This window comes from Sporofaciens sp. St.21A7, from assembly GCF_059728535.1.
Genome location: NZ_BAAGFN010000001.1, coordinates 3,401,931 through 3,422,747, shown reverse-complemented (window position 1 = coordinate 3,422,747; position 20,817 = coordinate 3,401,931). Strand labels below are relative to the sequence as shown.

General features: G+C 47.9%; 19 protein-coding genes. All 19 read left to right on the top strand.

The window, feature by feature from the left end; translation table 11 throughout:
• The first annotated feature begins 17 nt into the window (after positions 1 to 17).
• The 19 genes from AC6I3O_RS16845 (at position 18) to AC6I3O_RS16755 (ending at position 20,723) form a co-directional block, all read left to right on the top strand.
• Complete coding sequence (locus tag AC6I3O_RS16845; RefSeq protein WP_497851902.1) at positions 18 to 1,337, top strand: DUF6070 family protein; 1,320 nt, start codon at positions 18 to 20, stop codon at positions 1,335 to 1,337.
• A gap of 24 nt (positions 1,338 to 1,361) precedes the next feature.
• The gene (locus tag AC6I3O_RS16840; protein WP_497853497.1) at positions 1,362 to 1,925 is read left to right on the top strand and encodes a DNA-3-methyladenine glycosylase I; all 564 of its coding nucleotides are present in this window, start codon (positions 1,362 to 1,364) and stop codon (positions 1,923 to 1,925) included.
• A 203-nt stretch (positions 1,926 to 2,128) separates the two neighbouring features.
• Entirely contained in the window at positions 2,129 to 2,836 is a 708-nt protein-coding gene (locus AC6I3O_RS16835; RefSeq protein ID WP_497851901.1) for a response regulator transcription factor, read from the top strand.
• Positions 2,837 to 2,852: 16 nt separating this feature from the next.
• Entirely contained in the window at positions 2,853 to 4,118 is a 1,266-nt protein-coding gene (locus tag AC6I3O_RS16830) for a sensor histidine kinase (protein ID WP_497851900.1), read from the top strand.
• A gap of 133 nt (positions 4,119 to 4,251) precedes the next feature.
• Positions 4,252 to 4,821 carry an RNA polymerase sporulation sigma factor SigK gene (gene sigK / locus AC6I3O_RS16825; protein WP_497851899.1) on the top strand — a complete coding sequence of 190 codons (570 nt, stop codon included), beginning with the start codon at positions 4,252 to 4,254 and terminating at the stop codon, positions 4,819 to 4,821.
• 207 nt (positions 4,822 to 5,028) lie between these two features.
• Positions 5,029 to 6,255, top strand: coding sequence for an MGDG synthase family glycosyltransferase (locus AC6I3O_RS16820; RefSeq protein ID WP_497851898.1), 1,227 nt, complete (start codon positions 5,029 to 5,031; stop codon positions 6,253 to 6,255).
• On the top strand, positions 6,200 to 6,928 hold the full coding sequence (locus AC6I3O_RS16815) for a polysaccharide deacetylase family protein (RefSeq protein WP_497851897.1): 729 nt from the start codon (positions 6,200 to 6,202) through the stop codon (positions 6,926 to 6,928). The genes AC6I3O_RS16820 and AC6I3O_RS16815 overlap by 56 nt, the downstream gene beginning before the upstream one ends.
• Positions 6,918 to 8,012, top strand: a complete 1,095-nt coding sequence (locus tag AC6I3O_RS16810) for a lysylphosphatidylglycerol synthase transmembrane domain-containing protein (protein WP_497851896.1) — start codon at positions 6,918 to 6,920, stop codon at positions 8,010 to 8,012. Before AC6I3O_RS16815 ends, AC6I3O_RS16810 begins: the two co-directional genes overlap by 11 nt.
• Positions 8,013 to 8,306: 294 nt before the next feature.
• The gene (locus AC6I3O_RS16805; RefSeq protein WP_497851895.1) at positions 8,307 to 9,845 is read left to right on the top strand and encodes a YifB family Mg chelatase-like AAA ATPase; all 1,539 of its coding nucleotides are present in this window, start codon (positions 8,307 to 8,309) and stop codon (positions 9,843 to 9,845) included.
• 5 nt (positions 9,846 to 9,850) lie between these two features.
• Positions 9,851 to 10,945 (top strand): DNA-processing protein DprA, encoded by a 1,095-nt coding sequence (dprA, locus tag AC6I3O_RS16800; RefSeq protein WP_497851894.1) that lies wholly within the window; start codon positions 9,851 to 9,853, stop codon positions 10,943 to 10,945.
• Positions 10,946 to 10,968: 23 nt separating this feature from the next.
• Entirely contained in the window at positions 10,969 to 13,050 is a 2,082-nt protein-coding gene (gene topA, locus AC6I3O_RS16795) for a type I DNA topoisomerase (RefSeq protein ID WP_497851893.1), read from the top strand.
• A gap of 86 nt (positions 13,051 to 13,136) precedes the next feature.
• Positions 13,137 to 13,919 carry a GTP-sensing pleiotropic transcriptional regulator CodY gene (gene codY, locus AC6I3O_RS16790; protein ID WP_497851892.1) on the top strand — a complete coding sequence of 261 codons (783 nt, stop codon included), beginning with the start codon at positions 13,137 to 13,139 and terminating at the stop codon, positions 13,917 to 13,919.
• 89 nt (positions 13,920 to 14,008) lie between these two features.
• A complete protein-coding gene (locus AC6I3O_RS16785; RefSeq protein ID WP_497851891.1) occupies positions 14,009 to 14,314 on the top strand; it encodes a hypothetical protein in 306 nt (101 codons plus the stop codon).
• A gap of 118 nt (positions 14,315 to 14,432) precedes the next feature.
• Complete coding sequence (locus AC6I3O_RS16780) at positions 14,433 to 14,717, top strand: co-chaperone GroES (RefSeq protein ID WP_159752013.1); 285 nt, start codon at positions 14,433 to 14,435, stop codon at positions 14,715 to 14,717.
• A gap of 86 nt (positions 14,718 to 14,803) precedes the next feature.
• Entirely contained in the window at positions 14,804 to 16,429 is a 1,626-nt protein-coding gene (gene groL, locus AC6I3O_RS16775; protein WP_497851890.1) for a chaperonin GroEL, read from the top strand.
• 222 nt (positions 16,430 to 16,651) lie between these two features.
• On the top strand, positions 16,652 to 17,140 hold the full coding sequence (locus AC6I3O_RS16770; protein WP_497851889.1) for a DUF6106 family protein: 489 nt from the start codon (positions 16,652 to 16,654) through the stop codon (positions 17,138 to 17,140).
• Between the two features lie 160 nt (positions 17,141 to 17,300).
• On the top strand, positions 17,301 to 18,755 hold the full coding sequence (guaB, locus tag AC6I3O_RS16765) for an IMP dehydrogenase (RefSeq protein ID WP_497851888.1): 1,455 nt from the start codon (positions 17,301 to 17,303) through the stop codon (positions 18,753 to 18,755).
• Positions 18,756 to 18,786: 31 nt separating this feature from the next.
• The gene (locus AC6I3O_RS16760) at positions 18,787 to 19,818 is read left to right on the top strand and encodes an aldose epimerase family protein (RefSeq protein WP_497851887.1); all 1,032 of its coding nucleotides are present in this window, start codon (positions 18,787 to 18,789) and stop codon (positions 19,816 to 19,818) included.
• A 158-nt stretch (positions 19,819 to 19,976) separates the two neighbouring features.
• Complete coding sequence (locus AC6I3O_RS16755) at positions 19,977 to 20,723, top strand: peptidoglycan recognition protein family protein (RefSeq protein WP_497851886.1); 747 nt, start codon at positions 19,977 to 19,979, stop codon at positions 20,721 to 20,723.
• Positions 20,724 to 20,817: the final 94 nt, after the last annotated feature.

Sequence of the window (20,817 nt, the reverse complement as noted above, 5' to 3'; positions counted from 1 at the left end):
GCCAGCAGGAGAGCAGGATGAGAAAACGGATTGTTATCATAATGATATTATGTTTGGTTTTGATATCAATATTATTGGTATGGTGGATGAAAGGGAGTTCCGAAAGCGAAAGAGAGATTCTGAATTCTGACAGCAGCGGGAGTGAAGCCCTGGATTCCGGCGGTAATGACGGTGAAGGCAGCAGTATAGGAGACATGGATGAGCAGGACTATGGGCTGAAAGTCATGGAGATGGATGGGCAGGAACAAGATGAGACGATTAAAAAGCTGTTTTCATTTATGGAAAGCTGTGAAGAGGTTTACGGAAGGATAGCTGACGCTGCTGGTACAGAGGCAGAAATCAGCAAACATAGTTTTGGCGGAGAGGGAGACGTGGTTGAGGATGCCTTGCATGAGATGATTGAGATTGGTGCGGCCCAGGGACTTTCTGTCACCTGTGGAAGCCGGGACTATAATCTGACGAACTATAGACAGGTAGACGACGCTTTGAGAAACGCTTTGGCAGGGAAGGATGCGGAGACGGAATTTTTTCAGGTAAACTCTGCATTTGTCTTCCGGTACTATCATCTCACATTTGTGGGAGACGAGATGATGGTGACTTCTGCCAGCGCCATGTTTGGTGACAGCATGGAACCTGCGCTCCAGCAGTTAGAGAAGATTCAGGCGTACCGATGGGAGTATACGAAGAAGGGGTGGCTGATTTGGGAGAAGGCATTGTCCAGGAATCAGGAGATGGATATGCATATTTTCAGCAGGGTTTTGCCTCTTGAGGAGCAGTGCAGAGAGATTGCTAAGGAATATGTTGAACCGGTCAGTTATTTCTGCAATAATCTGTTTCTGGTAGACTGGGATATGTCGGGGATGGATAAGATTGAATTTAACGATTTGTTTGAGTTCCTGTATGCAAAGGAAAATGGAAAACGACTGGAAGAAGAGGTGTATGCGGATGGGATTCCCAAAGAAGAGTTTGAATCTGTGATAGGAAAGTATTTTGATATCTCGGTTGAAGAGATGGAGCGTTATGGAAGATATAATGGAGAGACGGGACGATATCCGTGGAGTGCGATTGGAATCCGAAACCGGGTTCAGCAATTGCAGCCTTCATTTCCGGAGGTGGTGCGATGTGTGGAGAATGGGGACGGGACGGTAACGGCGTATGTGGAAGCGGTGTCGGTCGAGGAAGGGTTGGATTGCTACTACGCCCATGAGGTGACGCTTCGCAGGAAGGAGGACGGAAGTTACGTCTATGTGGGCAACCGAGTCAACCGGGAACAGTCTTTCTGTATTCCTGCATATAGGGCGAGACGGGAATTTGAAGGAATGATGGACTATGAATGAGAATAAGATGTGAGGAATGTGGATATGGAATGGGTAGATGGTAAGACGAGATGTCAGTGGGCGAATCCTAAGAATGAGCGGTATATCCGGTATCATGACGAGGAGTGGGGTGTTCCTGTGTATGACGACCATAAATTGTTTGAGATGTTGGTGTTAGAATCCTTTCAGGCAGGGCTATCCTGGGAGTGTGTGCTGAATAAGCAGGAGAATTTCCGGGAAGCGTTCGACTATTTTGATTTGGAAAAGGTCTGTGCTTATGACGAGGAGCGTATGGAGCGTCTCAGGGAGAATCCGGGGATTATCCGGAATAAGCGGAAGATTCAAAGCGCTGTGTCAAATGCGAAGGTTTTCCGCAGTATACAACAAGAGTTTGGAAGTTTTTCAGATTATATCTGGGGGTTTACGGAAGGCAAGGTTGTCTATGAGAAGGGGAAGTCACAGTCGGAGCTTTCGGATGAGGTATCGAAAGATTTGAAGAGAAGGGGCATGAATTTTGTCGGGACGACGATTATTTACGCCTACTTGCAGGCGATCGGAGTGATTTATTCCCATGAGGAGGGGTGCTTTCTGGAGCATTGTGGGTCATGATAAGGTGGGGCTGTTGGAAAATGTTTTCTGGCGTTTTCCGGCGGCTCTTTTTGTTTAAGTGCATTAAGAAACTTTTAAGATTTATGTTGAGTTTCTTTTAAGTGGGATATATTATAGTATCCGTGTAAGGAACATCAGGCGAATATACTGGTTTATCGAGCAGAATGTACCGGACGGGAGATATAAGGAACGGAGGAATGTCTATGGATGCGGAGACGATATTGGTTGTGGATGATAACAGGGAGATTGTGTATTCGATTAGTGAATTGCTGAAATATGAGGGGTATCAGGTGGTTAAGGCATATGACGGCATGGAGGCTCTGGAAGCATTGGAGAGGGAGAAAATAGATCTTATTTTGCTGGATGTGATGATGCCTAAGATGAATGGGCTGTCTGCTTTGATGAAGCTTAGGGAGCGGAGTAAGATTCCTGTGATTATTTTATCGGCGAAGACGGAGGAGAGCGACAAGGTGTCAGGGTTGGTGCTGGGAGCGGATGATTATGTGGAGAAGCCTTACCAGCCGGCGGAGTTGACGGCAAGGGTGAAAGCACATTTGCGGCGTTATCATGCCTGGGGAGCCGAAAAGCCTGAGACGGATGAAGACAGGATTGTCAATGGCGGTCTGGTGCTGGATAAAAAGCAGCGGCTTGTAATCGTGGAGGGGGAGGAGGTTCGGCTGACTGCGACGGAATATAAGATTTTTGAGCTTCTGATGGAGCATCCGGGACAGATTTTCCCGGCGGAGCAGATTTATGAGCTGGTGTGGAAGGAGCGGGCGGATTTTGCCGTGGAGAATACGGTCATGGTGCATATCCGCCATATCCGTGAGAAGGTGGAAATTGATGCTAAGAAACCGAGATATATAAAGGTGGTGTGGGGTATTGGATATAAAATGGAAAAGTTTAATTGAAAAGGGAGCTATTTTTTTGGAGAAAAAGTGGATTTCGGTTCCGGGATTAGTTCTGACAGTTCTCGGAGTGTTTGGTTTCGGAATCCAGGTTGTTTACCGCAGGTCTTATTCCACGGGGACTGTGCTGGGGTTTGGGATATTGCTGAATGTTTGTATGTGGTGTGGGATTTCGCTTCTTCTAAAGCAGTATTTGGAACGGAGGTATCAAGACTGGGACAATGGGCAGAAGCCTGGTATTGAAGAGTGGAGGTCGAGTGAGTCGGATTTCATGAAGCGGCTCTGCAAGATTTTTGCTTTGGCTGGATTAGTGGCAGTCTGGTATCTGTACGGACTTGTGAATGGTATCCGCATGTGGTTTGGCGGCGGGTACTATCACTATAATTATGCGACGGGCTATGTCCTGGTTTTTACGGTCTTGGTACAGTTTTTGGCTGCATGGTGGAGGAGCAGGAAGTTCTGGTACGGGAAATTGGATGATGTGTTCGACCGGATGGACGAGCGTTTACAGATGCGTCTTGCGGAAGCCTTGGAGATTGAACGGAAAAGCCTTGAGAAGGTGTCGCGCAGCGACCAGCTTAGGATTGATTTGATTACGAATGTTTCCCATGATTTGAAGACGCCCCTGACCTCTATGGTTGGTTATATTGAGCTGATTAAGAAGGAAGAATTGAGTGACGTCGTGCGGGATTATGTGGACGTGGTTTCTGCGCGGACAGAGAAGTTAAAGGAGATGATCAACAGTCTGTTCTCTCTGGCTAAAGCCAGCAGCGGGAATGTGGAGCTTAATAAGGAATGGTTAGAGGTAAATCGGCTGATAGAACAGATTTTTGCAGATATGGACGACCGGGTCAAGGGAAGCGGTATTGAGTTTGTGATGCAGCTTACAGGGGAAGATACGAAAGTCTTTTCAGATAATGCGTACTTTTACCGTATCTGTCAGAATTTGATTGAAAATGCGTTGAAGTATTCGGCCCAGGGAACCCGGGTATTTGTGAAGACGTATCAGAAGGACAGGACGGATGGGACGGGTATGGTTCAAGCGGAACTGATGGCTGGGCAGAAGAGTATTTGCATAGAGATTACCAATACAGCGAAGTATTTTATGGATTTCACGAAGGATGATATCGTGGAACGCTTTGCCCGCGGGGATCAAGCAAGGACCAGTGAGGGCAATGGGCTGGGACTGGCGATTGTGAGCGCTTATACGAAGGCATTAGGAGGAGAGTTTGACATCAGAATAGACTGCGACCAGTTTAAGGCTTGTCTGGAATTTGTAATTTGAAGACAGTATAGTTTCTTTTGGTGGAAAAGCACAAAAAGGGAAGAACTCACATAGACTATATCAAATACGCTTAGAGGTGCTTCTCTTGAAATCATTTCCCCAACCCCTCACAGCCGCAGAAGAAAGATATTATATGCAAAAATATACAGAGGGAGATCTTGAAGCGAAACATATCCTGATAGAGCGGAATCTGCGCCTCGTTGCACATATCGTAAAGAAATACCAGGCCTCCCCGGAAGACACGGAGGATCTGTTGTCCATAGGCACCATAGGTCTGATTAAGGCGGTTGTGACGTTTAACCCGGACAAATGCGTCAGGCTAGGCACCTACGCCGCGCGTTGTATTGAGAATGAGATTTTGATGTATATGCGGGCAAAAAAGAAATCGTCAAAGGAGATTTCGTTGTATGAGCCAATCGGAACCGATCGGGAGGGCAACGAAATACAGCTTTTCGATATTATTGAGACGGAAGAAGACGATGCGCACAGGAAGGTGGAATTGAGCGACGATATCAGGCTTTTGTATCACAAGGTGGAATCCGAACTGTCGCCGCGGGAGCGGCTGGTACTGAAAATGCGGTACGGATTATATAACGAAGAAGAATATACCCAACGGGAGATCGCGAAGCAGTTAGGTATCTCCCGTTCTTACGTTTCAAGGATTGAGAAGAGCGCAATTGAGAAATTGCGGGGATATTTTTAAGAGTATACTCCAAGGGCATGCCAGGTGGCATGCCTGTTTCTTAATAAAATCTTTAGAAACGAAAAGAAAGGGACAAGGATATCTTCAGAATATGTTTAGAAATCCATACCGCCATTCTTTAGATTTCAGGAATAAAATAACATTCATAGAAAGAAACAGACAGCTGGTTTGCTGTGCAAACGGGTTTATGACAGAAGGGGGATTTTTATGAAAGTATTGATATTGAGTGGAAGGTTTGGATTTGGCCATGAGATGGCGGCAAATGCCGTCAGAGAAGAATTCAGGAGGCAGGAGCCGGATGCCGAAATCATACAGAAGGATCTTCCGGCTTATTTTGCCCCGCACATCAGTAAGTTGATATACAAAGTGTTCGGGCTTGTTGCCGAGCGTTACCATGGGATTTACAATCTGGTCTATAAGATTTCCGGGAAAATGAATTCCAGGAACAGGCCAAGCAGTCCTATCATCTACCGGAAATTCCGGAAGATGATGGAAGAAATCAGGCCAGACGTGCTTGTGTGTACTCATCCATTCTGTGAGAAGTCGGCTGCCACCTATAAGGCAAAGTCAGGAAGACAGATTCCGCTTGTCACCTGCATTACCGATATCAGTATGCACAAAGAATGGTTCGCAAAACAGGCGGATCTCTATCTGGCGCCTACCGTAGAGGTGAAAAAGAATCTGATCGGCTTTGGGGCATTGCCGGAAAATGTCCTGGTGACGGGAGTGCCGGTACGGCAGCAGTTTCTTAAACCAGAACAGGAAGGGCAGAACCACACTTATAAAGATGGGACAGCCCAAAAGCATGTCCTGGTCATGGGCGGCGGGCTTGGAATCATGCCGAAGCTGGAAGAACTTTTATATATGTTACATGAGACGCCGGGGGTCAAGGCGACCGTAATTACCGGGAAGAACCGGAAGATATATGAGACATGGCAGGGGCGCTTCGACGATATTGAGGTATTGGGGTATGTTGACAATATCGGAAAATATATGCGCAAGGCAGACCTTGTTATCACAAAAGCAGGAGGCATCACGCTGTTCGAGAGTCTGCACAGCAAAGTGCCCATGTTCATTATCCGCCCCTTTCTGGAGCAGGAAACCGTGAATGCGAGATATGCACAGGGAAAAGGCTTCGCCCATGTAATTTGGGATAAAAAAGAAGATTTCACGGCAGAATTGCGGAAGATACTGGAAGACGGGAGAAGATTAGAAGAGATGAAAAGATGTATGGGAACCGCGCATCAGGAGATGATGGATACGGGACTTCCCGAAGCAGTTCGTGAGATAGCGGCCCGGGGAAGAAAAATGAGAAGCTGTCACCATACCAGGGCAGAGCGGAAAGAAGGACAAAACGAACATAAGGAGGAACATGGATATGAAAAAACCGGATACCCAAAATATATTCCGCAAATTAAGCGTGGGCTTGCTTAGTGCAGGGATATTAAGCTATAGCCTGCTCCCCTCAGAGGGAATGAAATATCTCTGGAAACGAAGAAGCCGGAGAAAATGGAAGGATGGCAGGGCAGAGAAACGGTTATTCCTGACGTTTGACGATGGCCCGAGCAGGGAGTATACAGGGCAGCTGTTAGACCTGCTAAAACAGTATGGGATTCTGGCAACTTTCTTCGTGGTCGAAGAATTTGCCGGAAAGAACCCGGAGATGATTGAAAGGATGAAAGAAGAAGGGCATCTGGTGGGAATCCATTCAGTCCGCCATGAAAATGCACTGTACCGCGGGAGGCGGTTTATCCGCAGGGATTTGGAACAGTCGGTGGCATCTATGAAAGAAATGGGATGTAATATCCGATATTACCGCCCGCCATGGGGGCATCTGAATCTCTGGACATTGTATTATTGTAAACGAAGGAATCTAAAATTAACCTTTTGGGATGTAATGGCCCACGACTGGTCGGCAAAGGAGACAGCCGAAACGATTGAAAAGAAACTGCTAAAACGAGTATTCCCGGGAGCCGTTATCTGCCTCCATGACGGCAGGGGTGAGGCGGGAGCGCCGGGACGCACCATAGAGGCTCTGCGCAGTGCATTGCCCATCCTGATAGGGCGGGGATATTCCTTCGGGAGGATGGATGTATATGAGTGGTAAGCAATCTTACGAACAGAGACAAACTTGCGAAGGGAGGATGCATATGGGCGAAAACCTGTCAGTACGGAAGGTTCTTCGATATGGGGCGGTCTTTCTGATATTTGCGGCAGCAGCATGTTTCCTCGTCCTGCGGGGGACGGATATGAGGACCGTATGGGAGGCGCTGGCAGATACATCCATTCCTTTCCTTATTGCGGGAATTCTGTTGGCGGAGGTATTCCACCTGTCAGAAGGCATTAACCTGCGGATTCTGCTAGGCTCTTTCGGTAATTCTGTTACCTTCTGGCAAGGCATGAAATATGCCTATATCGGATTTTTTTTCAGCTCCATCACACCGTCTTCCACAGGCGGGCAGCCGGCGCAGCTCTACGCTATGAAAAAAGACGGTATCGAGATCGCCCACGGGACACTGGCGCTTATTGGAGAACTGGCAAGTTTCCAAATTGCGGTATGTTTCATGGAAATTATGGCAATGGCGGCGATTATACAGGGGAAAGTGTCGCCCTCGGGGGAACTTCTGGTACTGGCAGTCCTTGGATTCCTGCTCAATCTCCTATTTATCACCGGACTTTTGTCGGTGATGTTCTCCCGCCGTCTAAAAGACAGGCTGCTTCGCCTCCTTCATGGGGCAATCGCACGCCTTCCGGTAAAGAATAAGGAAAAATGGCAGGAAAAACTAGAGGAAGCGTTCCGGGACTTTCAGGCTTGTGCAGACCTGATCCGCAGGAAACCGCGGGTGATGGCAAAGGCACTCTTGGTCAGCATATGCCAGGTGATCTGTTGGTTCAGCATCCCCTATATGGTCTGCCTTGCCATGGGGGAAACGGCTGCTTATCCCCAGGTTTTCCTGCTTCAGACGGTGTTGTTCATGACGACTGCGCTGCTTCCATTCCCGGGGGCGGCGGGAATCAGTGAATACGCGTTTGTAAGGCTATTCTCCGGTGTGTTTACAAAGAACCCCATGGCGGCTGCGACACTGGTGAACCGGGGAATTAGCTTCTACTGCTTGCTGGCAATCAGCGGAGCAATGATGGTATTCCTGTGGAAATATAAAGGCACAAGGAAAATGTCGAAATTTGTCTAAGAGATTTTCTTGCAATCTCCCTGTGCGTATATTAATATAAAATTGGACAGCGGAGAGAGGATGAAACATTCCGAACAAGGAGAATCCAAGATTTATTTTTCCGCATTTCATAACAATCCTAATTCTTGCGAGCAATAAGCCAATGGTCAAGATTTTCTTGGCCTTGGCGAGGTCGCGAGAGTCGAATCATACCGTGGCTTTTGGAGCGCGGTACAATCTATTTGGCCGGATCGGCCGGAATATCAAAGATTAAGGAAGAAACGCAGAAGTATCGTATATAGAAAGGAGTTCTGAATGTCATTTAGTACAGTTTTGTCTGCCGCGATTCAGGGGCTTCATGTCGAACTGATTCATGTGGAGGCAGACATCAGCAACGGCCTGCCCATGTTCCATATGGTAGGCTATCTCTCGTCGGAGGTGAAGGAGGCTTCCGAGCGGGTCAGGACGGCAATCCGCAATTCAGGAATCCAGATGCCGGCAAAGAAAATGGTAGTGAACTTAGCGCCTGCAACTGTGAGGAAGAAGGGGGCGTCTTTTGATCTTCCGATAGCGCTGGCGGTTCTTGCTTCCATGGGAAGATTCCCGGGTGAGAGGCTAAAAGATACGCTGGTGGTGGGGGAGCTGGGCCTTGACGGGAGCGTGAAAGAGGTATCGGGGATACTTCCTGTCGTGATGCAGGCGAGGGAAGAAGGGGTCAATAGGTGTATCCTGCCGGGACAGAACGTCCGGGAGGGCGCTTTGGTCAAAGGGATGCAGATTCTCGGCGTAGGGCATCTCTTGGAGGCATGCCGTTACCTGAACGGGGAGCAGGAGATTCCAATCGTTACGGGAGGCAGGAGGGAGGCTTTCCTTGAGGAAAGCAGGGAGGTTTTGGTGGATTTCAGTGACATCCATGGGCAGGAGGCAGTGAAGCGCGCCGCGGAGGTCGCCGTGGCAGGAGGACATAACCTGCTGATGGTAGGGCCTCCGGGAAGCGGCAAGTCCATGATGGCGAAGCGGATTCCGACCATACTGCCGCCGCCGACTCTGGAGGAGAGTATTGAAATCACGGAGATTTACAGTGTCCTTGGTATGGTAGACAAGGAGCATCCGCTGATAACAGGCAGGCCCTTCCGCAGCGTCCACCACACCGTGACGAAGTCCGCGCTGATTGGAGGAGGCATGTTTCCCGTGCCGGGAGAAATCAGCCTTGCCCATGGAGGCGTCCTGTTTCTGGACGAGCTGGCAGAATTCCAGAAACCAGTGCTGGAAGTGTTAAGGCAGCCTTTGGAGGAACGGATGATACGGATTACGAGAAGTCAGGGGAACTTTGTGTTTCCGGCAAATTTCATCCTGATCTGCGCTATGAATCCCTGCCCCTGCGGAAATTATCCGGATTACGGCCGATGTACCTGCACACAGCCACAGATTCAGCAGTATCTTGGAAAAATCAGCCAACCGTTTTTAGACCGTATGGATATCTGCGTGGAGGCTCCCAGAATCCAGTATGAGGAGTTAGCCAGGGAAGAGAGACGGGAAGGCTCGGCCGCAATCCGGGACAGGGTATGCGCCGCAAGGGCAATCCAGCAGAAAAGGTACAAGGAGCGGAAGATTCTGGCCAATTCCATGTTAGAGGTGAGAGAATTAAAGGAGTTCTGCCAACTGGGACGAAAAGAAGAGCTGCTGATGCGCAAGGCTTTCGTATCCCTTGGACTTACGGCAAGGACATACCACAAGATTCTGAAAGTAGCGAGAACCATTGCCGATTTAGACGCGAGCGAAAAAATCCGGGAACATCATCTGAAAGAAGCCATCGGATACCGCACGATGGACAAAAAGTATTGGGGGAGGTGACAAGGATGGAATATGAATACTGGCTTGCGGCAATCCCATATCTGTCAGATTGCAAAAAAAGATTGCTGAGAGAAGAATATAAAGAGGGTAGAGCCGTATATTATATAGAAGAAATGCAGTTGCGGGCTCTTCCGTTCCTTGCGGATAAGGAGGTGGAGGCTCTCCTTCAGGCAAAGAAAGAGAAAAAGGCCTGGAAAGAGTGGGAAAGCCTGAAAAAGCAGAAGATACGGTTCGTCCCGTATTTCTCGGCCGAATATCCTAAGAAGCTTTTGCAGATTCCGGACCCTCCCTACGCATTATATGTGAAAGGGAGTCTCCCGGAAGAAGGCGTTTTAAGCGCGGCAATCGTAGGGGCGAGGAAATGTACGCCGTATGGGGAAGAAATGGCTCTGGATTATGGAAAATATCTGGCGGAGCATGGAATTCAGGTTATCAGCGGGATGGCAAGGGGGATTGACGGCGCAGGACAGAGAGGCGCGCTGAATGGAGGCGGCGTCACCTACGGCGTACTGGGCTGCGGCGTAGACATCTGCTATCCACGGGAGCATATCGGGTTGTATATGGATATCCAACAGAGAGGCGGCGTGATTTCCGAGCAGCTTCCGGGCAAGCCGCCCCTGCCCATGTATTTCCCCATGAGAAACCGTATTATCAGCGGCTTGTCGGATATCGTACTGGTGATGGAGGCAAAGGAGAGAAGCGGCTCTTTGATTACGGCAGACCAGGCTTTAGAACAGGGGAAGGACGTCTATGCACTTCCGGGCCCTGTGACAAGCCAGCTAAGCCAGGGATGCCATTCCCTTATCCGGCAGGGCGCGGGCATCCTGATATCCCCGGAGGATTTGCTTGTGGAACTGGGAATTGCCGGGAAAGACTTGGAACAAAAAACGGACAAAATTGAAAAAACGCTTGAAAATGACGAAAATGTGGTGTATAGTTGTCTCGGTTTCTTCCCAAAGAGTGTCAGCCAGTTAATTGAGGAGACCGGATATGGAGCGCCTGAATTGATGCAGGAGCTAATTTCGTTGGAACTTATGGGCTGTATACGGGAAGTGTCAAAGAATTATTATATCAGAGTCCGCAAAGGAAAGGACTTTTAGTTGTTTATGGAGGAAGCAAGGCTATGGCACGTTATCTTGTAATCGTGGAGTCACCGGCTAAGGTGAAGACAATAAAGAAATTTCTGGGAAGCAGTTACGTGGTGACCGCATCCAACGGGCATGTGAGGGATCTCCCTAAGAGCCAGCTTGGAGTTGATGTGGAGCATGATTATGAGCCGAAATATATTACAATCCGGGGGAAAGGAGATATTCTTGCCGGGCTTCGCAAGGAAGTCAAGAAGGCGGATAAAGTTTATCTGGCAACTGACCCTGACCGTGAGGGGGAAGCGATATCGTGGCATTTGAGCAAGGCGCTGAAGTTAGAGGATAAGAAGACATACCGAATCAGTTTTAATGAGATTACGAAGAATGCAGTGAAAGCGTCTTTAAAGAATGCCAGGGAGATTGACATGGATCTGGTGGACGCACAGCAGGCAAGAAGAATTCTGGACAGAGTCGTGGGATATAAGATCAGTCCTTTGCTGTGGGCGAAGGTAAAGAGAGGGTTAAGCGCCGGGCGTGTTCAGTCCGTGGCGCTTCGTATCATAGCCGACCGAGAAGAGGAAATTAATGCATTCATACCGGAGGAATACTGGACATTGGATGCGAACCTGAAAGTCGAAGGGGAGAGAAAGCCTCTGACGGCAAAATTCTACGGTACGGATAAAAAGAAGATGACGATTCACTCCAAGGAAGAGCTGGATGAAATTCTAAAAGAAATCGACGGGGCAAAGTACACCGTAGAAGATATCAAAAAGAGCGAGAGGACGAAAAAGGCGCCGGTTCCGTTTACCACCAGCACTTTGCAGCAGGAGGCGTCGAAAGCCTTGAATTTTGCTACTTCTAAGACGATGCGTATCGCGCAGCAGCTTTACGAGGGAATTGACATTAAAGGAAACGGAACAGTAGGCCTGATTACTTACCTGCGTACGGATTCCACGAGGATATCGGAGGAAGCAGACGCCAATGTGCGTGAGTATATTGCGGCGAATTACGGGCAGGAATATGCGGCGGCAGGAGAGGCGAAGAGCGGGAACGGGCATAAGAATATTCAGGATGCCCACGAGGCGATCCGTCCCACCGATGTGAGCCGGACGCCCGTCTCGATGAAGGAATCCCTGAGCAGGGATCAGTTCCGGCTGTACCAGCTTATCTGGAAACGGTTCGTAGCAAGCCGGATGCAGCCCGCCAGATACGAGACGACTTCTGTCCGGATTGCGGCAGGCCGGTATCGGTTTACGGTGGCGGCTTCAAAGATTGTCTTTGAAGGTTTCCGTTCGGTGTACACAGAAGCCGGAGAAGAGAAAGAGGAGAATAACGTACTGCTCAAGAGCCTGGATAAGGATTCCCAACTCACGAAGATAGATTTTGAGCCGAAGCAGCATTTTACCCAGCCCCCGGCACACTATACGGAGGCGGCGCTGGTAAAGACTCTGGAGGAATGGGGAATCGGGCGTCCAAGTACCTATGCCCCTACCATCTCTACCATCATAGCAAGGCGCTATGTAGCAAAGGAGAATAAGAACCTGTACCTGACTGAGATTGGGGAAGTGGTCAACAATATTATGAAACAATCCTTCCCAAGTATTGTGGATGTGAACTTTACCGCCAATATGGAGAGCCTTTTAGACAGCGTCGCGGAAGGCAAGGTGAACTGGCGGACAATTATTGAGAATTTCTATCCGGATCTTGAGGAAGCGGTGGAAAAGGCGGAAGAAGAGCAGGAACGGGTGAAGATAGAGGATGAGGTAACAGACGTTATCTGCGACCAGTGCGGGAGGAACATGGTCATCAAGTACGGCCCCCACGGACGTTTCCTTGCCTGTCCGGGATTCCCGGAATGCAGGAACACCAAGCCTTATCTTGAGAAGATCGGAGTTCCATGCCCGGTGTGCGGCAAAGAGGTGGTGCTGCGCAAGACGAAGAAGGGAAGGAAATATTATGGATGTGAAGATAACCCGGAATGTGAATTCATGTCCTGGCAGAAGCCTTCCTTAAAGAAATGCCCCCGCTGCGGCAGCTACATGGTGGAGAAAGGGAACAAGCTTCTCTGCAGTGACGAGAAGTGCGGATATGTGGAAAATAAAGAAAATAGCAAGAATTGAGTAAGAGTTGTAAAAATAATTTGGATATTCATTGAAAAAAAAAGAATTGTATGATAATATTACTTGCAAAGGATGGAGGTATGTCAATGAGTGTACAATTATTAGATAAGACCAGAAAGATCAATAAATTACTGCACAATAATAATTCAAGTAAGGTAGTATTTAATGATATTTGTGAAGTGCTTACTGAAATCTTGGATTCAAATGTGCTGGTAGTGAGCAGGAAGGGAAAGGTACTTGGAGGAAGCAAGTGCGGCAACGTACCGTATATCAAGGAGCTGATCGAGCAGGAGGTGGGCAGGCATATTGATCCTATGCTCAACGAGAGACTGCTGAGCATCCTATCCACCAAGGAGAATGTGAATCTGCAGACGCTTGGATTTTCCGGGAGTGCGGTACAGGGATATCAGGCAATCATCACCCCGATTGATATTGCGGGAGAACGTTTAGGGACTCTGTTCATTTATAAGAAAGAACAGATGTATGAGATTGATGATATCATTTTAAGTGAATATGGAACGACAGTGGTTGGCCTGGAGATGCTCCGCTCCGTCAATGAAGAGAGTGCGGAAGAGACACGGAAGGAACATATCGTGCAGTCAGCAATCAGTACGCTGTCCTATTCGGAACTGGAAGCGATTATCCATATCTTTGAAGAGCTGGATGGTACGGAAGGAATTCTGGTAGCGAGCAAGATTGCAGACAGGGTCGGTATAACCAGATCCGTGATTGTCAACGCCCTTAGGAAGTTCGAGAGCGCGGGAGTGATTGAGTCCCGCTCATCGGGAATGAAGGGGACTTACATTAAGGTCGTGAATGATTTTGTATTTACGGAATTGGAACATATTAAGGCAGAACGTATGAAATAAACATCTGTGTGGTTGGATTAAGAGCCTGGGAAGAGGGCTGATCTAACCGCACATAAATTTATATTAGAGATTGCGGAGGGAGAGCTTACATGTATGAGGGGAGCCGGGCGGATATCAGGATGAACCGCATGGTGCTGAAAGAGGGAAGATTTGACGAGAAAGTACATCATTGTCATATTATCACGTATAAACCGGAAGAGGAGTGCATATACTTGGTAGCAGAGGATACAGAAGTCACTGAATTTTCACTGGATGGGAATTACGAGTGCAGAATCAAGTTATCGGAAGGGGATACGGCGTGTATCGGTTCCATCGTGGAAAGATACTGGAATAAGGCGGGAAGGGTCTTGAAATTTCGGATTAAGAATGGATTTTATAAAAATCTTGTAAACTAAATATAAAGTGTGTTGACAAAGTCGAAAGAGAGTGCTATTTTATTACTAGAGTTTTTTAGCACTCTCTTTTTATGAGTGCTAACAAAAAGATAGATATCATCAAAAGGAGGCATAAATTATGAAGTTAGTACCATTAGGAGACAGAGTTGTATTAAAGCAGCTTATTGCAGAAGAGACCACCAAGTCAGGAATCGTGATTCCTGGACAGTCCAAGGAGAAGCCGCAGCAGGCGGAAGTCATTGCAGTTGGACCTGGCGGAACCGTAGACGGGAAAGAAGTGAAGATGAATGTGTCAGTTGGGCAGCAGGTAATTTATTCCAAATATTCAGGGACGAACGTAGAGGTTGACGATGAAGAATATATCATCGTTAAGCAGGATGACATCCTTGCAATCTGCGAGTAATTTTATAAGGAATGATATCAGTTTGAAGCAGATAGGCGCATGTAATTAAAAAATCAGATAATCATAGATTTAGGAGGCAGACAGACATGGCAAAGGAAATTAAATACGGCGCAGAAGCCAGAAGCGCATTGGAATCAGGAGTGAATCAGCTGGCAGATACAGTAAGGGTAACACTTGGACCTAAGGGACGCAACGTTGTTCTTGATAAGTCTTTCGGCGCACCGTTAATTACCAATGACGGTGTGACAATCGCAAAAGAAATCGAGCTTGAAGATGCATTTGAGAACATGGGCGCACAGCTCATCAAGGAAGTTGCATCTAAGACCAACGATGTTGCCGGCGACGGAACAACGACTGCGACCGTGCTTGCACAGGCTATGGTGCATGAAGGAATGAAGAACTTAGCGGCAGGCGCGAATCCGATTATCCTGCGCAAAGGAATGAAGAAGGCTACGGATACAGCGGTAGAGGCGATTGCGAAGATGTCAAGCAAGCTGAAAGACAAAGACCAGATTGCGAGGGTAGCTGCAATTTCCGCAGGGGATGACGAAGTAGGCGAGATGGTTGCAGACGCAATGGAGAAAGTTTCCAATGACGGCGTTATTACCATTGAAGAGTCTAAGACCATGAAGACAGAGCTTGATCTGGTAGAAGGTATGCAGTTCGACCGCGGATATGTGTCTGCATATATGGCAACAGATATGGATAAGATGGAAGCAGTCTTAGAAGATCCATATATTTTGATTACAGATAAGAAGATTTCTAATATTCAGGACATCCTTCCTCTGTTAGAGCAGATCGTACAGTCAGGCGCTAGATTGCTGATTATTGCCGAGGATGTAGAGGGCGAAGCTCTTACGACCCTGATTGTCAATAAGCTGCGCGGAACATTCAATGTTGCGGCAGTAAAGGCGCCGGGATATGGCGACAGAAGGAAAGAGATGCTCAAAGACATCGCAATCCTCACAGGCGGCCAGGTGGTATCCGACGAGCTTGGCATGGATCTGAAAGAGACGACCATGGATCAGTTGGGACGTGCGAAGTCTGTAAAGGTTCAGAAGGAGAATACCGTTATCGTTGACGGCATGGGTGACAAGAAAGAGATTTCTGACCGCGTAGCACAGATCAAGATGCAGATTGAAGAGACGACATCTGATTTCGATAAAGAGAAACTTCAGGAGAGGCTGGCGAAGCTGGCAGGAGGCGTTGCAGTTATCCGTGTAGGCGCTGCTACCGAGACAGAGATGAAGGAAGCGAAGCTCCGTATGGAAGATGCGCTTGCAGCGACCAGAGCAGCAGTGGAAGAAGGAATTATCGCAGGAGGCGGTTCTGCTTATATCCACGCTGCAAAAGAAGTGGCAAAACTGGCAGAGGATCTTTGCGGAGACGAGAAGACAGGCGCGAATGTGGTATTGAAGGCTCTGGAATCCCCATTATTCCATATTGCGGCCAACGCAGGACTGGAAGGTTCCGTGATTATCAATAAGGTAAAAGAATCTGCTCCTGGCGCGGGATTCGATGTGCTGACAGAGAATTATGTGGATATGGTAGAGTGCGGAATCCTTGATCCGGCTAAGGTTACAAGAAGCGCACTGCAGAATGCGACAAGCGTTGCGTCCACCCTGCTGACGACTGAGTCTGTTGTTGCCAATATCAAAGAAGAGACTCCGGCTATGCCGGCAGGCGCAGGCGGCGGAATGGGCATGATGTAAGAAAGGCGCATTTGACGGCCATTGCGTGAAATTAAGAGGACTTCTCGTAGGAGGGGTTCTCTTTTTCTTTCCTTAATTTATTGGACAAAAGCCCATCCGCCCATTATGGATATTTATTGGACGGTTGCACAGTCCGGTGAGGTATGATACAATACATATTAATCACACTACAGGGGAAGAAATTTACACGCTTGCCCAATAAAGACTACGGAGGAGTAGAGGATGAATGATTTTTATACAGAACAACTGGTAAAAAAGCAGACGGACATGAAGGATATCCTGATTAAGGCGATATTAGTCTCGTTGACGATTGTATCATTTGTAGTGATATTGATGTATCCCATCGGCCTGATTTTGCCAATCCTTATGATTGTCCTGGATGTATTCATGTTTCGCAGGCTCAACGTCGAATATGAATATTTGTTTTTGAACGGGGACTTGGACATCGATAAGATTATGAATAAGTCAAAGAGAAAGAAGCTGTTCAACGCCAACGTGTCCGATATGGAACTGCTTGCGCCGGCTGAGTCGGCAGAACTGAATCAGTACCGGAATGCCCGTACGCTGGATTTTAGTTCCCATACCGGACAGGCGAAAGTGTACGCCCTGGTTCTGTCCGGACAAGGCGAGCTTAGGAAGGTACTCTTTGAACCAAACGAGACGATTGTAGAAGGATTCTATATGTTGGCGCCGAGAAAAGTGATACGATAGAAACTTTGGGAAGAAGTCTGAGAAAAGTCTGAAAAAAGTATGAAAAAGTATAAAAAATCAGTTGACAAATGCTATCATAATTAGTTATGATAGCATTTAAATATATTAAGATACTGTACCTGATGTTACGAATTTTAAGAGAAAGAGAGGAAGAAAAATCATGGGAAAGATAATCGGAGAAGGAATTACATTTGACGACGTCCTGCTAGTGCCGGCATATTCAGAAGTAGTTCCGAACCAGGTGGATTTATCAACGTATTTGACAAAAAGCATCAGACTGAACATACCGATGATGAGCGCGGGGATGGATACGGTCACAGAACACCGGATGGCAATCGCCATGGCCCGTCAGGGGGGAATCGGTATCATCCATAAGAATATGTCCATTGAGGAACAGGCGGAAGAGGTGGACAAGGTAAAGCGTTCTGAGAATGGCGTCATTACAGACCCGTTCTATCTGTCGCCGGACAATACCCTGGAGGATGCCAACAATCTGATGGGAAAGTTCCGAATTTCCGGCGTCCCGGTCACAGAGAACGGCAAGCTGGTAGGTATCATTACTAACCGTGATTTAAAGTTCGAAGAAGATTTCTCTAAGAAGATCAAGGAGTCCATGACTTCCGAAGGTCTGATCACTGCCCATGAAGGGATTACATTAGAGGAAGCGAAGACCATACTTGCGAAGGCAAGGAAGGAGAAGCTTCCAATCGTAGATAAGGATTTCAACTTAAAAGGTCTGATTACAATTAAAGATATTGAAAAGCAGATTAAGTACCCGCTGTCTGCAAAGGATTCACAGGGACGGCTTCTGTGCGGGGCGGCAATCGGGATTACGGCGAACTGTCTGGAGCGCGCCAAGGAATTGGTGGATGCGAAGGTAGATGTGGTGGTAATGGATTCTGCACATGGACATTCTGCGAATGTTATCCGCACGGTGGACATGGTGAAGTCCAAATTCCCGGATCTTCAGGTTATTGCCGGAAACGTAGCCACCGGCGAGGCGGCAAAAGCGCTGATCAAAGCAGGAGTGGACGCCGTGAAGGTGGGAATCGGGCCAGGTTCTATCTGTACCACCCGTATCGTAGCAGGAATCGGCGTTCCGCAGATTACGGCAGTCATGGATTGCTATGAGGCGGCGGATCAGTATGGTATCCCGATTATTGCCGACGGCGGTATCAAGTATTCCGGCGATATGACGAAAGCGATTGCGGCAGGAGCGAATGTCTGTATGATGGGAAGTATTTTCGCAGGATGCGATGAGAGCCCGGGAACTTTCGAGCTGTTTCAGGGAAGAAAGTACAAAGTATACAGGGGGATGGGGTCTATTGCGGCGATGGAGAACGGAAGCAAGGACCGTTATTTCCAGTCTGACGCCAAGAAACTGGTGCCGGAAGGTGTGGAAGGACGCGTAGCGTACAAAGGAACCGTGGAAGACACCGTATTCCAGCTCATGGGAGGATTACGTTCTGGTATGGGTTACTGCGGCGCACATACAATTCAGGAATTGAAGGAGAACGGGAAGTTCGTGAAGATTTCCGCGGCATCCCTGAAAGAGAGCCATCCGCATGATATACATATTACGAAAGAAGCTCCGAATTACAGTGTAGACGAGTAGAATTTGTTTGAAAAGGAAGAGAGAGATTAAAATGAAAAGAGATTTCGGGACGACGGCAAAGGGAGAGCAAGCTTTTTTATATACATTAAAGAACAAGAATGGGATGGAAATTGCAGTTTCAGATTATGGCGCAGTACTGGTGAAAGTCCTGATTCCTGATAAGGCTGGGAACCTTGTGGATGTTGTCCTTGGTTATGACGATGTGAATGGATATGAGGCAGGGACACTGTATTTCGGCGCAACGGTAGGACGTGTGGCAAACCGTATCGGCGGCGGTTCTTTTGAGCTGAATGGGAAGACCTATGTGCTTACGCAGAATGATAACAAGAACACGCTCCATGGCGGGACACCGTATTATGATAAACGGATGTGGATGGTGGAAGAAGCGGACGAAGGCCATGTAAGTCTGGCGCTCCATAGTCCTGACGGCGATCAGGGATTCCCAGGGGCGGTGGATATCCATGTGACCTATACTCTGACCGATGAGAACGAGGTAAAGATTCATTACCATGGGATTCCGGAGGCAGATACGCTTCTGAATCTGACGAATCACAGTTATTTTAACCTTTCCGGGCATGCATCCTTTGATGTTCTTGGGCAGGAAGCCATGATTTGTGCAGATGCGTATACCAGGGCAGATGCGGAGTCGATTCCAACGGGCGAGCTTGTGCCCGTTGACGGGACGCCGATGGATTTTCGGACCATGAAACCAATTGGCAGGGAAATCGGAACAGATTATGAAGCGTTGGTGTTGGGGCAAGGTTACGACCATAACTGGGCGCTTAGAGGAAAAGGGTATCGTCAGGCCGCAGCCATGTATTCGGAGCAGACCGGAATCGAGATGAAGGTGTACACAGATCTTCCGGGGATGCAGTTCTATACCGGTAATTTTATTGAGCGGGAGAACGGAAAAGGTGGGGCCATCTACGGGAAACGTCAGGGAGCTTGCTTTGAGACCCAGTTTTTTCCGGACGCCGTACACAAAGAGCAGTTTGAAGGACCGGTGGTAAAGGCGGGCGAAGCCTACGACACAGTCACGGTCTATCAGTTTTCATGGGAATAACAGAAGGCAGTGATAACGGCATACGAGGCTGTCGGGAAATGTTACAGATAAGCATTTCCCGACAGTCTTTTTACTCTTCATAAATTTCTAAGGAATTTTTTACGAAAATATAAATAGTATATGTTATGATAAGAATAGAATACAAATCGGAGAAAGACATGAAGAAAACGAAGAAAAAAATCCATAGAAAAATGACGAATACTCAGAAGAGTACGTCTGGGCAGATGAGGCATTCCAACCCGAAAAGGCATGGGTCACGGAAGTGGCGGAGAATCCAGCGATATTTTGGGATCGGCTTGATTGTCCTCGTCGTGCTGCTGCTTATCCTGCTGCTCATCAAACTGTTCAAGCCCGAGTGGCTGCCGGGAAGGCATGAAGAGCAGGCGGGGGAAAAGTTCGAGGCAATCGAGCCGGAGATTGACGTGGAACTGCTGACCGTGAACCCCTATTCAAGGCCGGGGCAGCCTACCAGTAAGATTACAGGAATCGTGGTACATTATACGGCGAACCCGGGAGCGTCTGCCATAGATAACCGGAATTATTTTGAAGGGTTGAAGGATACCCATACCACCCAGGCGAGCAGTAATTTCATTATTGGGCTGGAAGGAGAGATTATCCAGTGCGTCCCTACATGGGAGGTTGCGTATGCTTCCAATGAGCGCAATATAGACACCATATCCATTGAGTGCTGTCATCCCGACGAGTCGGGGAAGTTTAATGATGATACCTATCGCTCCATGGTGCAGCTCTGCGCATGGCTGTGCATGAAATTTGAACTGAATGAGGAAAATGTCATCCGCCACCATGATGTAACCGGAAAAATCTGCCCCAAGTATTTTGTGGAAAATGAAGAAGCGTGGAAGAAGTTCAAGAAGGATGTGGGAGCGACACTGGCAGATTTCTGAACGTAAATTTATTGAAGGAGAGAATTTTTTTTAGTATAATAAAATTGTTATATCTTTTGTTATAGCCGGAATAAATGGGATTACATTTTGCAGG

Coding starts and splice junctions, on each gene's coding strand:
- AC6I3O_RS16845 (WP_497851902.1), top strand. CDS start 18: ATGAGAAAACGGATTGTTATCATAATGATATTATGTTTGGTTTTGATA.
- AC6I3O_RS16840 (WP_497853497.1), top strand. CDS start 1,362: ATGGAATGGGTAGATGGTAAGACGAGATGTCAGTGGGCGAATCCTAAG.
- AC6I3O_RS16835 (WP_497851901.1), top strand. CDS start 2,129: ATGGATGCGGAGACGATATTGGTTGTGGATGATAACAGGGAGATTGTG.
- sigK (WP_497851899.1), top strand. CDS start 4,252: ATGCAAAAATATACAGAGGGAGATCTTGAAGCGAAACATATCCTGATA.
- AC6I3O_RS16820 (WP_497851898.1), top strand. CDS start 5,029: ATGAAAGTATTGATATTGAGTGGAAGGTTTGGATTTGGCCATGAGATG.
- AC6I3O_RS16815 (WP_497851897.1), top strand. CDS start 6,200: ATGAAAAAACCGGATACCCAAAATATATTCCGCAAATTAAGCGTGGGC.
- AC6I3O_RS16810 (WP_497851896.1), top strand. CDS start 6,918: ATGAGTGGTAAGCAATCTTACGAACAGAGACAAACTTGCGAAGGGAGG.
- AC6I3O_RS16805 (WP_497851895.1), top strand. CDS start 8,307: ATGTCATTTAGTACAGTTTTGTCTGCCGCGATTCAGGGGCTTCATGTC.
- dprA (WP_497851894.1), top strand. CDS start 9,851: ATGGAATATGAATACTGGCTTGCGGCAATCCCATATCTGTCAGATTGC.
- topA (WP_497851893.1), top strand. CDS start 10,969: ATGGCACGTTATCTTGTAATCGTGGAGTCACCGGCTAAGGTGAAGACA.
- codY (WP_497851892.1), top strand. CDS start 13,137: ATGAGTGTACAATTATTAGATAAGACCAGAAAGATCAATAAATTACTG.
- AC6I3O_RS16785 (WP_497851891.1), top strand. CDS start 14,009: ATGTATGAGGGGAGCCGGGCGGATATCAGGATGAACCGCATGGTGCTG.
- AC6I3O_RS16780 (WP_159752013.1), top strand. CDS start 14,433: ATGAAGTTAGTACCATTAGGAGACAGAGTTGTATTAAAGCAGCTTATT.
- groL (WP_497851890.1), top strand. CDS start 14,804: ATGGCAAAGGAAATTAAATACGGCGCAGAAGCCAGAAGCGCATTGGAA.
- AC6I3O_RS16770 (WP_497851889.1), top strand. CDS start 16,652: ATGAATGATTTTTATACAGAACAACTGGTAAAAAAGCAGACGGACATG.
- guaB (WP_497851888.1), top strand. CDS start 17,301: ATGGGAAAGATAATCGGAGAAGGAATTACATTTGACGACGTCCTGCTA.
- AC6I3O_RS16760 (WP_497851887.1), top strand. CDS start 18,787: ATGAAAAGAGATTTCGGGACGACGGCAAAGGGAGAGCAAGCTTTTTTA.
- AC6I3O_RS16755 (WP_497851886.1), top strand. CDS start 19,977: ATGAAGAAAACGAAGAAAAAAATCCATAGAAAAATGACGAATACTCAG.